The organism is Kitasatospora sp. NPDC098652 (genome assembly GCF_044760155.1).
GTDB lineage: Bacteria > Actinomycetota > Actinomycetes > Streptomycetales > Streptomycetaceae > Kitasatospora.
Map to the genome: position 1 here is coordinate 250,100 of NZ_JBIWAQ010000002.1, position 13,736 is coordinate 263,835.

11 protein-coding genes are annotated in these 13,736 nt (G+C 73.8%); 6 read left to right on the forward strand and 5 right to left on the reverse strand.

What is annotated here, in order from left to right; translation table 11 throughout:
- Nucleotides 1-54: 54 nt before the first annotated feature.
- On the reverse strand, nucleotides 55-1,629 hold the full coding sequence (locus ACIQWA_RS05205; protein ID WP_402479678.1) for a lipase maturation factor family protein: 1,575 nt from the start codon (nucleotides 1,627-1,629) through the stop codon (nucleotides 55-57).
- Nucleotides 1,630-1,929: 300 nt separating this feature from the next.
- A complete protein-coding gene (locus ACIQWA_RS05210) occupies nucleotides 1,930-3,006 on the reverse strand; it encodes a GAF domain-containing protein (RefSeq protein WP_360240313.1) in 1,077 nt (358 codons plus the stop codon).
- Nucleotides 3,007-3,449: 443 nt separating this feature from the next.
- On the opposite strand from ACIQWA_RS05210, the gene ACIQWA_RS05215 reads away from it, so the two are divergent.
- The 5 genes from ACIQWA_RS05215 to ACIQWA_RS05235 all read left to right on the forward strand — a co-directional run bounded on the left by ACIQWA_RS05215 (nucleotide 3,450) and on the right by ACIQWA_RS05235 (nucleotide 8,896).
- Nucleotides 3,450-4,787: an acyl-CoA dehydrogenase family protein gene (locus tag ACIQWA_RS05215; RefSeq protein WP_402478356.1), complete on the forward strand. Its 1,338-nt coding sequence runs from the start codon at nucleotides 3,450-3,452 to the stop codon at nucleotides 4,785-4,787.
- Between the two features lie 436 nt (nucleotides 4,788-5,223).
- A complete protein-coding gene (locus tag ACIQWA_RS05220; protein WP_402478359.1) occupies nucleotides 5,224-7,458 on the forward strand; it encodes a sensor histidine kinase in 2,235 nt (744 codons plus the stop codon).
- On the forward strand, nucleotides 7,458-7,889 hold the full coding sequence (locus ACIQWA_RS05225) for a roadblock/LC7 domain-containing protein (RefSeq protein ID WP_360240307.1): 432 nt from the start codon (nucleotides 7,458-7,460) through the stop codon (nucleotides 7,887-7,889). The genes ACIQWA_RS05220 and ACIQWA_RS05225 overlap by 1 nt, the downstream gene beginning before the upstream one ends.
- The gene (locus tag ACIQWA_RS05230; protein ID WP_207813170.1) at nucleotides 7,886-8,269 is read left to right on the forward strand and encodes a DUF742 domain-containing protein; all 384 of its coding nucleotides are present in this window, start codon (nucleotides 7,886-7,888) and stop codon (nucleotides 8,267-8,269) included. The genes ACIQWA_RS05225 and ACIQWA_RS05230 overlap by 4 nt, the downstream gene beginning before the upstream one ends.
- Before the next feature lie 51 nt (nucleotides 8,270-8,320).
- Nucleotides 8,321-8,896 (forward strand): ATP/GTP-binding protein, encoded by a 576-nt coding sequence (locus tag ACIQWA_RS05235; RefSeq protein ID WP_360240302.1) that lies wholly within the window; start codon nucleotides 8,321-8,323, stop codon nucleotides 8,894-8,896.
- Nucleotides 8,897-9,014: 118 nt separating this feature from the next.
- Here ACIQWA_RS05235 and ACIQWA_RS05240 read toward each other — a convergent pair whose 3' ends face one another.
- The 3 genes from ACIQWA_RS05240 to ACIQWA_RS05250 all read right to left on the reverse strand — a co-directional run bounded on the left by ACIQWA_RS05240 (nucleotide 9,015) and on the right by ACIQWA_RS05250 (nucleotide 11,454).
- Entirely contained in the window at nucleotides 9,015-9,467 is a 453-nt protein-coding gene (locus ACIQWA_RS05240) for a MarR family transcriptional regulator (RefSeq protein WP_360240299.1), read from the reverse strand.
- A gap of 148 nt (nucleotides 9,468-9,615) precedes the next feature.
- Nucleotides 9,616-10,398, reverse strand: a complete 783-nt coding sequence (locus tag ACIQWA_RS05245; RefSeq protein WP_402478364.1) for an ABC transporter ATP-binding protein — start codon at nucleotides 10,396-10,398, stop codon at nucleotides 9,616-9,618.
- A 27-nt stretch (nucleotides 10,399-10,425) separates the two neighbouring features.
- Nucleotides 10,426-11,454 (reverse strand): ABC transporter substrate-binding protein, encoded by a 1,029-nt coding sequence (locus ACIQWA_RS05250; RefSeq protein WP_402478366.1) that lies wholly within the window; start codon nucleotides 11,452-11,454, stop codon nucleotides 10,426-10,428.
- Nucleotides 11,455-11,560: 106 nt separating this feature from the next.
- On the opposite strand from ACIQWA_RS05250, the gene fhuB reads away from it, so the two are divergent.
- Nucleotides 11,561-13,726 (forward strand): Fe(3+)-hydroxamate ABC transporter permease FhuB, encoded by a 2,166-nt coding sequence (gene fhuB / locus ACIQWA_RS05255; protein ID WP_402478367.1) that lies wholly within the window; start codon nucleotides 11,561-11,563, stop codon nucleotides 13,724-13,726.
- The last annotated feature ends 10 nt before the right edge of the window (nucleotides 13,727-13,736 follow it).

The following is a 13,736-nucleotide window of genomic DNA, read 5'->3' on the forward strand; positions in this document are numbered from 1 at the left end:
ACGCACCCACCGCCGGACGGGCCGGTGTCGTATGCCGTACCGCTCGCCTGGCCGCTACTCGGGAGGGCCGTCCGGGTGGCCGGGTGCTGGTCCGGGCGGGTGGCCGGGGTGCTCCGTCCGGGGTGGACCAGGCCGTCGGAGCCGGTCGAGCGGGACGGTACGGAGGCCTCGGCCTGGCCGCGCGGGCGGCGGGTGGTGGCCGGCCCGGCGGAGGGCGGCCAGGTCGACCGGCGCGAGGTAGGCGTGGAGCGCGGTGCGGTGCCACCAGGCGCCGGTTTCGCGCAGTTCGCGCCATCCGGTGAACCGGTAGAGGTAGAGGGTCGCCCGGACGTGGGTCGGTGGGGCGTCGGGGAAGGGGTTGTGGCGCAGCAGCCGCAGCGTCGCCCGGTCGCCGGCCAGCAGGCGGGCGACAAAGGGCAGGAACCAGGGCCGGGCGTAGCTGGGCGAGATACCGGCGAACCACATCAGCCAGTCCAGGCGCAGGTGGTAGGGGGCGTACTGGCGCGGGAGGCGGCGCACGTCGCCGGGTTTGCCCTTGAAGCCGTACTCGCGCCAGACGGTGTGCGGGGTGACGACGGCCTCGTCGGTGCCCTCGACGACGACCTCCTGGCGCAGGCGGTTGACGCTGCCGAAGGCGCCGTAGGTGTTGACGAGGTGCAGCCGGTTGAAGGAGCGGTTCATCACCTGGCCCCGGGAGAGCAGGTTGCGCACCGGCCAGTAGCTGAGGACGACGACGGCGGCGGTGACGGCCATGACCACCGCCTGGTACCAGACGGGGGCGCCGGGGGCGGTGTGGGCGCGGACGGGCAGGCCGAGGCGGGCCGGTTCGACGGCGGCGAGCGTGAGCACGACGGTCAGCCAGTTGAGCCAGGCGAAGTTGCCGGAGGCGATCAGCCACAGCTGGGTGGCGATCACGGCGCAGGCGGCGTAGCTCGCGACGGGCTGCGGGAGCAGCAGGCCGATCGGGACGAGGAGTTGGACGACGTGGTTGGCCGCCACCTCGATCCGGTGCAGCGGGTCGGGCAGGTGGTGGAAGAACCAGCTGAGCGGTCCGGGCATGGGCTGGGTCTCGTGGTGGTAGCGCAGGCAGGTCAGGTCGCGCCAGCAGGTGTCCCCGCGCAGTTTGATCAGCCCGGCGCCGAACTCGACCCGGAAGACCAGCCAGCGCATCAGCCAGAGCACGGGGGTGGGCGGGGCGGTGTCGGCGTTGCCGAGGAAGGCGGCGAGCGAGCCCGCTTCGAGCAGCAGTGACTCCCAGCCGAAGGAGTACCAGGTCTGTCCGACGTTGACGATGGAGAGGTAGAGGGCCCAGAGCACCGCCCACACCGGGATCGAGGCCCCGAGCGGGAGGGCGTCGCAGAGGCCGGCCGCCACTGCGGCGGCGAGTGCGGCGCCGGTCAGGGCGACGGCGGCGAAGAAGCGGTCGCTGTAGTGGAGGTGGAAGAGGCCGGGCGAGCGGCGGAACGGGACCCGGGCGGTGAAGCGGGGCACCGGGAGCATGCCGTCGGTGCCGATGAGGGCGCGGAACTGCGCGGCCGCGTTGAGGAATCCGATCAGGTAGAGGCCGGCGAGCAGGCGTTGGACGAGCAGTCGGCTCAGCCAGTAGTCGGGGGCGGCGAACCAGTCCATCCAGTCCATGCGGCCCATGCCTACCACCGGCGGCCCGTCGGTGGACGGCGGCTCGCCCGGTGCGGCCCGGCCGGGAACGGCACTGTGGCGGGGAGCCTCTCCTCGGGGGTGAGAGGCGCCCCGCCACAGTGGTGGGCCGTGCCGGTGGTGCGATGGGCCGTGCTCGGTGGAACGGGTGGTACGGGCAGTGCGAGTGGTGCCAGTGGTACGGGCAGTGAAAGTGGTGCGGGCAGTACGGGTGGTGCGGTGGGCGGCTGCGCCCGGGCGCGGTGCTGCGGCGCACGAGCGGCGGTCGGCCGCTCAGCTCGGCAGGACGAGTCCGGTGCCGCCGGCGACGCCCGGTCGGCCGGTCGCGGTGGCCGCGCCGTTCTGCTGGAGCCGGTCGACCAGCAGGGCGGCCAGGGTGCCGAGTTCCTCCTCGGTGCGGGACTGGGCGGTGACGTCCATGCCGACGGTGAGGACGCCGTTGACCTGGCCGGTGCGCGCGGTCCGCAGCGGGGTGCAGGTGAAGCTGAAGATCTGCTGGATGCGCTGGGCCTCGGGACGGCCGGACTGGATCCGGACGTCGTTGAGGACCGTGGCCCGTCCGGTGTGGAAGGCCTCCGCGACGGCCTGCTGGAGGCCGGCCGCGCCGAGCTGGGGGTAGGCGGTGCCGATCGAGCCGTACGCCACCGGGGCGCCGAAGGTGTCGGCGTGCTGGGCGTTGGCGTAGCGGATCTCCTGGCCGGGGCCGTCGGTCAGCATGATGGGGAACGGGGAGCCGTCGAAGGCGGCGAACATCTCCTGCTGCTGGGCGAGCAGGTTGTCGCGCAGCCGGATCTCGGAGAGCAGCGCCTCGGCGAGGTGCTGGATGTCGCGCAGCCGCTCGCGCCCCCACTGCCGGGGTTCCCGGTCGAGGACGCAGACGGTGCCGATGACGGTGTTGGTGTCGTCCACCAGCGGGGCGCCGAGGTAGGCCCGGACGCCGAGTTCGTCCACGACCGGGTTACCGGCGAACCGGGGGTAGGCGAGGATGTCGTCCAGTGCGAGGGGCGAGCGCTGGGCGACCACGTGCGGGCAGAAACCGTGACTCAACGGCATCTGTCGGGTGGGAAGGTCGAAGGCGATGCCCCGATCCGCCCAGGACGCGCCTTCTTCAGCCGCCAGTTCGGAGGAATTTGGCGGAATGTAGAGCCCCCGGAACATCTGGCGCTCGTCGTTGATGAAGTTGACCATCGCGATGGGAGCGCGGGTGATGCTGGCTGCCAGGTGGGCGAAGCGGTCGAAGGCCTCGTCGGCGGAGGGTTCGTTGAGACCCAGGCTGCGCAGCCTGCGGGTCCGCTCGGATTCCCCGGCAGCACTCGGGAACTGGCCTTGAGTGCTCATCACATCAGTCATGGCGCACATGTAATCAGACATCCGGGCGCCGCGGTGCTACCGGTACCGGTCACCTGCCTTGCTGATGGACAGTCAAAGCAGCATGTGAGCGACCACCGGCGCTCCATCCGAGGGGCAAGGTCAATCCCCTCCCGACCCGCTGGCAAAACCCGCCCCCAAGCGGACGGGCCGGATCCCGCCATTCCAAGATCCACTATGTATGGATCCCAGGTGCACATATGACAATGAGCCCTGCCGAAGACACGGACGGTAGTTCCCCTGGCCCCACGGGAGCGCCGCCCCTGGGGCAGGGCACGCCCTGGGTCCGCATGCACCGATGGCTTGGAAGCGATCGGCACCGCCACACCTCCACACCCCCACCCGATCTCTCAGGGGGAGCGGCCGGAGCGGCATCTACGGCATGAACGGGAGGCACGACACCCACCGGAACGAGAGGACCAAGCATGGCGATGGACTACTTCACCGACGAACGACACGAGAGCCTCCGAGCCGAGGTGCGTGAGTTCGCGGAGAAGGAGGTGCGTCCTCAGGTGGCCAGAATGGAGGCCGACCGGGAGATCGAGTTCGAGCTCTCGCGGGAGATCGCCCGCCGCGGCTGGATCGGCGTCACGATCCCGCGCGCGTTCGGCGGCCTGGGTCTGGGCCACCTCGCCAAGACCGTGATCGTCGAGGAGCTGGCGCGGGTCAGCGGTGCGATGGGCGCGATGGCGCAGGCCTCCCAGCTCGGCGTCGCCAAGGTCATCCACTTCGGTTCGGACGCCCAACGGCGCGAGTGGCTACCGAAGTTCGCCTCCGGGGAGTGCCTGCCGACGATCGCGGTCACCGAGCCGGAGTCCGGCGGCCACGTGCTCGGCATGGCCGGCACCGCCCGGCGCGAGGGCGACGAGTACGTGCTGAACGGCCGCAAGGTGTTCGTCGGCAACTCACACATCGGCGACGTCCACGGCGTGGTCTTCCGTACCGACCGGGGCAGCAAGGGGCTGTCCGCCTTCCTGGTCGAGAGCGACCGGCCGGGCTTTCGCACCGGCACCATCGGCACCCAGGGCGGCCTGCACGGGTTCAGCTTCGGCGAGCTCGTGTTCGAGGACTGCCGCGTCCCGGTCGGCAACCGGCTCGCCGAGGAGGGCCAGGGCCTCGACGTCGCCTACTCCTCCTCCACCCTGTACGGCCGGCTGAACCTGGGCGCCGTCGCGCTCGGCATCCACGTCGCCGTGGTGGAGGACACGGTGCGCTACGCCGAGGAGCGGGTGCTCTACGGCAAGCCGATCAACCAGGTGAACAGCATCGCCCTCAAGCTCGGCGAGATGCAGTCCCGGCTGATGACGGCCAAGTTGGCCGCGTACCACGCCTCGTACCTGCTCGACCACGGCAAGGCCTGCGACGCCGAGCTGATGAACGCCAAGCTGATCAACACCGAGTACGCGATGGACTCGGCACGTCAGGCGATGGAGATCTTCGCGGCGCGCGGCACCCAGGAGGAGCACAACATCATCCGCTACCTGCGGGACGCCACCCACATCTACGCCCCGGCCGGCACCTCGGACGTGCAGAAGCTGCGGCTCGGACAGGTGGCGTCGGGCACGTACGGCAAGCAGTGGTCGGCCGAGCTGGCCGACCTGGCGAGCTGGGCGTGGACCGAGCTCAACGAGCTGGAGTCCGAGGCGACCGGGGCCGCCCGCGCCGCCGGGGCCTCCCCGGCGGAGGAGCTGTACGGGTACGGCCCGCGCGGAGTCCGGGGTGTCCGGGGCGGCCGCGTGGTGCCGCTCTCCGCGGCGGGCTGATCCGCGCGGCGGGTTGATCCGGCGCGGGATCCGGAACCGCCGCCGCCCGGATGGTGGCGAACTTTCGGTGTGACGACGATTTGACCTGTTCCTGACGGCTCCCCAGAGGCCCACCGGCCTCCCGGGGAGCCGTTTCCGCACCGCGCCGACCGCGCTGAGCTGCGGCGTTCCGTCGGCGAACGCTCCGACCGGGAATGGTCGTTCCTGCCAGCACCCGTTCACATATCGTCAGTTGATGTTGCGATGAGGCCACCTGGGACTGATAGGTTTCCTGCCGTCGGCGGCCGAGCTGCACCCGCACGGACGGTGACACCGCGTCACCCCGTCCGGCGACCCCGGCCCTCGGCGCCCTGACGCCCGGTCCGGGCCGCTCGGGCCGACCCACCGTCCGGCCCCGAGACCCGGCCTGCAACTCGGCCCTGCGACAAGGAATCAGATGCCAGGCATATCGGCCCCCCGCACGGGCCACCGCGCCGGCCGGTCCGGCTCCCTCCGCAGCTCGCTCCTCGCTCTCGTGCTGGTCCCCAGCCTGGGCCTCGCCGCCGCCTGGGGCTACGCCGCCTACCTGCTGCGCGACACCGCGAACCGCACCGCGCTGCTGGCCGGCACCGCCGTCGTCGCCCTGGTGCTGCTGGTCAGCCTGGTCCGCGGCGTCCGGGTCGCCCGGTCGCTGTCCGCCCGGCTCACCGGACTGCGCGGCGACACCTTCGCGCTCGCCCAGCACGAGATCCCCGAGATCGTCGGCCGGCTGCGCGCCGGGGAGCCGGTGCCCACCCCGCCCACCTGGGCGCCGTCCCGGCGGGTCGGCGACGAGGTCCAGCAGACCTTCGACGGCCTGGCCGCCGTCCGGCAGGCCGCCGTCGCCGCCATCGTCCACCAGGCCCAGGGCCGCGAGGGGACGAAGAAGGTCTTCCTCAACATCGCCCGCCGCACCCAGATCCTGATCCACCGGCAGATCAGCATGCTCGACGCGCTGGAGCGCGAGCACGAGGAACCCGAGCTGCTGCGCGAACTGTTCGCCGTCGACCACCTGGCCACCCGGATGCGGCGCAACGCCGAGAACCTGGTCATCCTCGGCGGCGCGCTGCCCGCCCGGCGCTGGCGCAACGCCGTGCCCGTGGTCAACGTGCTGCGCAGCGCCGTCTCCGAGACCGAGAACTACGCCCGGGTCGTCGTCCAGGGCGTGCCGCGCGCCTCGCTCAGCGGGCAGGCCGTCGCCGACGTGATCCACCTGATCGCCGAGCTGATCGAGAACGGCACCACCTTCTCCCCGCCGTACACCCAGGTGCAGGTCTCGGCCCAGGAGGTCCCCAAGGGCCTGGCGGTCGAGGTCGAGGACCGCGGCCTCGGCATGACCGCGGAGGAGTACGAGCGGCTCAACGAGTACCTGGCCAACCCGCCCGAGCTGGACGTCTCCGCGCTCGGCGACGACCTGCGGCTCGGCCTGTTCGTCGTCGCCCGGCTGGCCGCCCGGCACGACATCCAGGTCACCCTGCGGCCCTCGCCCTACGGCGGCACCCGGGCCGTGGTGCTGGTGCCCTCGGCGCTGCTGGAGCAGGCCGAGCAGCCGGCCGCGGTGCCCGGACTGCCCTCCGGCGCGCGGGTCACCCGCACCCCGGTGCCCGAACCGCGGCCGTCCGACGGGGACTTCGGCGTGGTCGACGACGAGCTGTCCGGCGCGCTGGCGGGGGTGCTCAACGGGCTGACGGGCGGCACGCCGGGCGGGGCCGGTGGAGTCGGTTCCCCGGCGGTGCCGACGGAGCCGGCAGGCGGCGCGGCGGGCGGTGGGGCCGACGACGGGGTGATCGTCGGTGAGCTGCTCGCGCCGCAGGAGTTCGGCCAGCAGGAGTTCGGCCAGCAGGAGTTCGGCCAGCAGGGCTTCGGGCCGCAGGAGTTCGCGCGGCCGGACGGTGAGGGCGGCGGGCCCGTCCTCGACAACGCCGGGCTGCCGGTCGGTGCCGAGATCCCCGGGCTGCCCGGGGCCGTGGTGGTCCCCCGGCCCGTGCTGCCGCGCCCGTACGACCTGCCGACCGGGCCGTCGGCCGAGCTCGCCGCGCAGCTCGACGCCGGAGCCGTCGCAGGAGTCGGCGCAGGAGTCGGCGCAGGAGTCGGCGCAGGAGTCGGCGCGGCCCCCGGGCCCGTGGACGGACCGCCCCTGGGCGGGGCGGCGCAGGCGGACCCCGCCGTCGTCGGCCCGGCAGCCGTGGACCCGGCGGGCGTGGACCCGGCGGGCGGCCTCGACGGGGTGTCCGCCGACCGGTCGACGCCCACCCACGAACGCCCGCAGGAGGACAGCGTGGAGCACGGCCCGGACGGCGAACTGCGCACCCCGCGCGTCCTGCCGCAGCGGGTCCGCAACGCCAGCCTCGCCGAGCAGCTCCGCGAGGCCAACGCGCCCGGCGCGATGATGCCGCCGTCCACCCAGTCGGCGCCGTCGGCGCCGTACGGGGCCCACGCCGCCCCGGCCGGCCCCCGGTTCGGCGAGGCCGACGACCCCTCCCCGGCGCGGTCCCGCGCCACCATGGCCGCCATCCAGCGCGGCACCCGGAGCGCCCGCGCGACCGGTACCGGACCGGACGCGACCGCCACCGCCCCCCACCCGGCCGCACCTTCCGCCCCCGAGGGAGCCGCGGAAGCCCCCGCCGTTCAGGAAGCCAAGGAACAGCAGTGATGACGCAGCACACCGAGACCCAGCGCGACCTCAACTGGCTGCTGGACCAGCTGGTGGCGCGGGTACCCGAGACCCAGCACGCCATCGTCCTCTCCGAGGACGGACTGCTGGTCGGCACCTCCCAGGGCCTCGACCGGGCCGACGCCGAGCACCTCTCGGCCGTCGCCTCCGGCCTGCAGAGCCTGGCCCGCGGCGCCGGGCACCGCTTCAACGGCGGACGGGTCCGGCAGACCGTGGTCGAGATGGACCAGCTGTTCCTGTTCGTCACCACCGCCGGACAGGGCGCCCGGCTCGCCGTGCTCACCAGCGAGCAGGTGGACGCCGGGCTGATGGCCTACGAGATCAACATGCTGGTCAAGCAGGTCGGCCAGTACCTCACCGCGGCGCCGCGCAGCGACGCGGGCGGGCCCGGCCCGGGTGGCGGTGCGTGACCAGCGCCGACGCCGACGAGGGCTGGTTCTACGACAAGGACGCCGGCCACCTGGTCCGCCCCTACGCGATCACCAACGGGCGCACCGGCCCGGTCCGTGACGGCTTCGCGCTGATCACCCTGGTGGTCACCGCCGACCCGCGCACCGACACCAGCCGGTTGACCCCCGAACCGGCCGCGATCCTCGACCTGTGCCGCGAACGCCCGCTGGCCGTGGCCGAGATCGCGGCCACCATGGACCTGCCGGTGAGCGTGGTCAAGGTGCTGCTGGACGATCTGGCGGAGGCCCGGCTGATCCTCACCCGGGCCCCGGTCCAGCTCGCCGAGGCACCGGACATCTCGCTGATCCAGGCCGTGATCGAGGGCGTCCGCAGACTCTGACCGGTTGCCGCGTCCGCCGCATCCCCACAGTTCCCCTCCAGGAGACCCGAATTGACGACCCAGAGCCTGGTGCCGGGCGCGGTCAAGATCCTCGTCGCCGGCGGCTTCGGCGTCGGGAAGACCACCATGGTCGGCTCGGTCAGCGAGATCGAACCGCTGCAGACCGAGGAGCGGATGACCCGCGCCAGCATCGGGGTCGACAGCCTCGAAGGCGTCCAGGGCAAGTCCACCACCACGGTGGCGATGGACTTCGGGCGGATCACCGTCCGCGAGGACCTGGTGCTCTACCTCTTCGGTACGCCCGGGCAGTTCCGGTTCTGGTTCATGTGGGACGACCTCGCCCTCGGCGCCCTCGGCGCGATCATCCTCGCCGACACCCGGCGGCTCGAATCCAGCTTCGCCGCCGTGGACTTCTTCGAGCAGCGCGGAATCCCCTTCGCCATCGGGGTCAACTGCTTCCACGGCCGCCGCGAGGCCACCCCGGAGGACGTCCGACGCGCGCTCGACCTCGGGCCGGAGGTGCCCGTGGTGCTGTGCGACGTCCGGGAGCGGGCGTCCAGCAAGGAGCTGCTGCTCGCCCTGCTCGACCGGGTGCACCGGGACGCGCTGGCCGTCGGGCGCCGCTGAGGCGGCTGCGGCGGCGAGGCGGCTGCGGGCGCCGGGGCACGCCCGGGCCGGGGCACGCCTGGCCAGGTCATGCCTGGGCCGGGGTCATGCCTGGGCCGGGGTCATGCCAGGGGCCGGGTCACACCTTCGTCGGGGTGAGCTCGGCGAGCGCGTCGACCAGTGGGGCCAGCTCGGGGAGTTCCGCGGCCTGGGCCAGGGTCGCCTCCAGGGTGGCGTCGTGCACCGGGCGGGCGGCCTCCAGCAGGGCGCGGCCCTCGGCGGTCAGCTCGGTGTAGATGCCACGCCGGTCGTCCGCGCAGAGGTAGCGGCTGAGCAGGCCCCGGTCCTCCAGGCGGCTCACCAGGCGGGTGGTGGCACTGCTGCTCAGTGCCGCCGCACGGGCCAGCTGCTGCATCCGCATGTGCCAGCCGTCCTGGCGGGAGAGCGCCTCCAGCACCGTGTACTCCACCACCGAGAGCTTGTGCTCCGCCTGGAGCGCCTTCTCCAGCGCGGCCTCGATCAGCCCGTGCAGGGCGGCGAGCGTCCGCCAGCCACCGGCCCGGACCTCGGCCGCGTCATCGCGGATGGCCATGGCTCGCCTTCCCTTCACGTTCACCTGGGCGTCCTGAGCTGTCCCCTCTCGTACAAGTATGCCATTCGGCGCCGATTATCGGTCTCTGCAAATAATTCGGCTCACAGCTCCTTCGCTCCGCCCTCAGGGCGGGCCGACCGCTGCCCCCTCAGCCTGCCGGCGCCCGCGGGACGATGACCGGCGCGCCGTCGTCCGGGGCCGACAGGACGTGGCTGTCGATGTCGTACAGCGCCCGCACCAGCGGTGCGTCCACCACCTCCCGGGGCGGCCCGCAGGCCACCACCGTGCCGTCCCGCAGGGCGACCAGCAGGTCGGCGTAGCGGGCGGCGGCCGCGAGGTCGTGCAGCACCATCACCACCGTGCGCCCGCCGGCCGCGACCGTGCGGACCAGTTCCAGCACCTCCACCGCGTGGCCGAGGTCGAGCGCGCTGGTCGGCTCGTCCAGCAGCACCACCGGGGCGTCCTGGGCGAGCACCATGGCGAGCCAGCAGCGCTGCCGCTGGCCGCCGGAGAGCTGGTCGAGGCGGCGGTCGGCGAGGGCGTCGACGCCGGTGGCGCGCAGGGCCTCGGCGGTGAGCCGCTCGTCGTCGGCCGACCACTGGCGGAACAGGCCCTGGTGCGGGTGGCGCCCGTAGCGGACCAGGCCGGCCACGGTGACCGCCTCGGGGGCCTGCGGGCTCTGCGGGAGCAGCGCGACCCGGTGGGCGGCCCGGCGCGGGCGCAACTGCCAGATGTCCTCGCCGCCGACCAGGATCCGCCCGCCGTCCGGCCTGTGCAGCCGGGCCACCGCCCGCAGCAGGGTGGACTTGCCGCAGCCGTTCGGGCCGACCACGGCCACCACCTGCCCGGCGGGCACGGTGAGGTCGATGCCGCCGAGCACCGGGCGGCCGGGGCGGTACCCGGCGGTGACGCCCTGGATCGTCAACTCCATCTCTCAGCCCCCCAGTTCGGATTGCGTTCAGGAACCGGACAGCGCCTTGCCGAGGTCGCCGATGACGACGTCGGCCGCCAGCGGGCCGCCGCGGGTGGACCAGACCGAACCGTCCACGGTGACGGCGTGGTTGTTCTTCACCGCGTTCAACTGCTGGTAGGCGGGCTTGGACTGGACGTCCTTGAGGGCGGCCCTGCCGTCGTCGGTGAGGGTGGACAGGAACAGCCAGTCGCCGTCGATCTCGGCGAGCTTCTCCAGGCTGAGTGCCGGGCTGTGGGCGTTGCCGTCCTTGTCCTGGGCGGCCGGGCGGGTGAGGCCCAGGTCGAGGGCGACGCCGCCGGCGAACTGCTTCTTCTCCATCCAGCTGGGGCCGGTGGGGTTCCAGCGGACGATGGAGACGGCGGCGCCCTTGTTCTTTCCGAGGTCGGCACCGGCCTTGGTGGCCCTGGCCTGGTAGTCGTCGATCACCTTGTTGGCCTGGTCGAGCTTGTTGACGGCGTTGCCGATGCCCCGGAAGGCGAGCTTCCAGTCGTCGGTGGGCGCCATGGTGACCAGGGTGGCGGGGGTGATCTCGCGCAGCTGCTTGAGCACCTGCTCGTCCTGCATGTCCCCGGCCAGGATGAGGTCGGGCTTGGCGGCGATCACCTTGTCCATCACCGGCTGGAGCAGGTTGCCGACCACCGGCACGCCCTGGACCTTGTCCTTGAGGTACGCGGGCGGCTCGTTGAGCCCCTGGCCGTTGGTGATGCCGACCGGCTTGACGCCGAGGGCGAGCACCGCGTCGAGGTCCTCCTGGGTGAGGGTGACGATCCGCTTGGGCTCGGCGGGGACCTCGACGGCCTTGCCGGTGGCGTCCTTGACGGTGCGCTTGCCGCCGTTGGCCGCGTCCGCCGCGCTGCCCGGGGCGGCGGACGCGGAGTTGGAGGGGTCCGCGGACGTGGACGAGGACCCGGAGGAGCCGCACCCGGCGAGCAGGAGGGCGGCCGCCCCGGTGACGGCCAGCGCCCGGGCCGCGCGGCGGCGGGCGGGGCGGAGCGGGCTCTGGGCGTACGGCATGGGTGCCTCCGGGGCGGGGGTGGTACGGGAGTTGGGCGGCGTCCGGGCAGCCCGGCACGACGACGGTGCCGGCGGGACGCCCCGTTCATTAGGTTAGCCTTACCTTATGACATCGTCGCAAGTGGGCGCCCCCGAAGCGCCCGCCGTCACCGCGCCCGGCGCCCCTCCCCCACCGGGCCGCCCGCTCCGGGAGCGCGCCTGGCCGGTCGCCCTCGGGGCGGTCGCGGTGCTGCTCGCCCTCACCGCGCTCTCGCTCTCGGTCGGCGCCGGCGAGGTCGGGCCGGGACGGGTCCTGGACTACCTGCTCGACCGCGGCGGAGCCCGCACCGACAGCCGACTCGCCCTCGTCGTCGGCGAGTTGCGGCTGCCCCGCACCCTCACCGCACTGCTGGTCGGCGCCGCCCTCGGCGTCGCCGGCGCCCAGCTCCAGTCCGTCACCCGCAACCCGCTGGCCGAGACCGGCCTGCTCGGCGTCAACGCGGGCGCCTCGCTCGGCGTCGTGCTCGGCATCGCCGTGCTCGGTGTGCAGACCTCCTACGGGTACCTCGCCCTCGCCTTCGGCGGCGCCGTCCTCGCCAGCACCCTGGTCCTGCTGATCGCCGGCAGCCGGGGCGGCGGCTCCCCCGTGCGCCTGGTCCTCGGCGGCTCCGCCGTAGGCGCGACCTTCGGCGGCATCACCGGTGTTCTCATCGTCAACTCTCCCGAGGCGTACGACCGTTACCGGATCTGGGTGCTCGGCTCACTGGCCGGGGTGGAGGGCTGGACCACCCTGGGCCAACTCGCCCCCGTCCTCGGCGCCGGCTTCCTGCTCGCCCTGCTCACCACCCGGCCGCTCACCGCCCTCGCCCTCGGCGACGACCTCGCCCGCGGCCTCGGCCACCGGCCCGGCGCCACCCGCGCCGCCGTCGCCGCCGCCGTCACCCTGCTCACCGCCTCGGCGGTCGCCCTGGCCGGGCCGATCTCCTTCCTCGGCCTGCTCGCCGGCTTCCTGGCCCGCGCCCTCGCCGGGCCCCGGATCGGCCGACTCACCGTGCTCGCCGGGCTGTTCGGCGCCGCCGTGCTCACCGGCGCCGACGTGCTCGCCCGGGTGGTCGCGCGGCCCTTCGAGGCGCCGGTCTCGGTGATCGTCGCCCTGGTCGGCGCCCCCGCGCTGATCGCCATGGTCCGCTCCCGCCGCTCCGCCGCCCTGGCGCTCGGCGACCCCGCCGCCGAGGCCCCGCCCGTCCAGCGCGCCGAACCGCGCCCGGCACGGCCGGACCCGGCCCTCCGGTACGGCGCGTGGTCCCTGCTGGTACCGCGCCGGCCGCTGCTCGCCGGACTCGGCCTGGCCGCCGCCCTGCTCGCCGCCGTGGTCGCCGCCGCGCACGCCGGACAGAGCGAACTCGGCCTCGGCAGGACCTTCCAGGCCGTGTTCGGCCACGGCGAGCGGCTGGACGTCCTGCTGGTGCAGAGGTTCCGCCTCGGCCGGATCGTCGCCGGACTCGCCGCCGGAGCCGCCCTCGGACTCGCCGGCTGCCTCACCCAGACCCTGGCCCGCAACCGGCTCGCCACCCCCGAACTCCTCGGCGTCAACGACGGCGCCACCGCCGCCGTGCTGATCTCCGCCACCGCCTCCGGCACCTTCGGCGCCTGGTGGGCCGGACCGCTCGGCGCGCTGGCCGCCGTCCTGGTCGTCAGCCTGGTCTCCGGCGGGCTCGGCGCCCGCGGCTACCGGGTGCTGGTCGTCGGACTCGCCATGTCGGCGCTCGCCTCGGCCGTCATCCAGGTCGCCCTCGCCCGGCGCTCGCTCAACTCCGCCGGCTCGCTGTACGTCTGGACCTCCGGCAGCCTCAACGGCCGGGACTACGCCGTCGCCACGCCCGTGCTCATCGGACTCGCCGTCCTGGTGCCGACCGCGCTGGTGGTGGCCCGGCGGCTGGCGGTGCTGCGCTTCGACGACAGCGTGGCCGCCTCGCTGGGCGTCGACCCCGGCAGGGTCCGGCTCGCCTGCCTGCTGCTCGCCGTCGCCCTCGCCGGGCTCGCCGTCGGGGTCTGCGGGCCGGTCGGCTTCGTCGCCCTCGCCGCGCCCGTACTCGCCGCCCGACTGGCCGGACCGACCCGGGTGCCGGTGCTCGGCTCCGCGCTCACCGGCGCACTGCTCGTCGTCCTCGCCGACGCCCTCGGACGGGTGCTGATCGGCGGGGTGGAGATCCCCGTCGGCATCGTCACCACCGTGCTCGGCGGCCCCTTCCTGCTCTGGGTGCTGCTCGGGCGCCGCCAGAGCGCCGCCTGAACCCACCCCG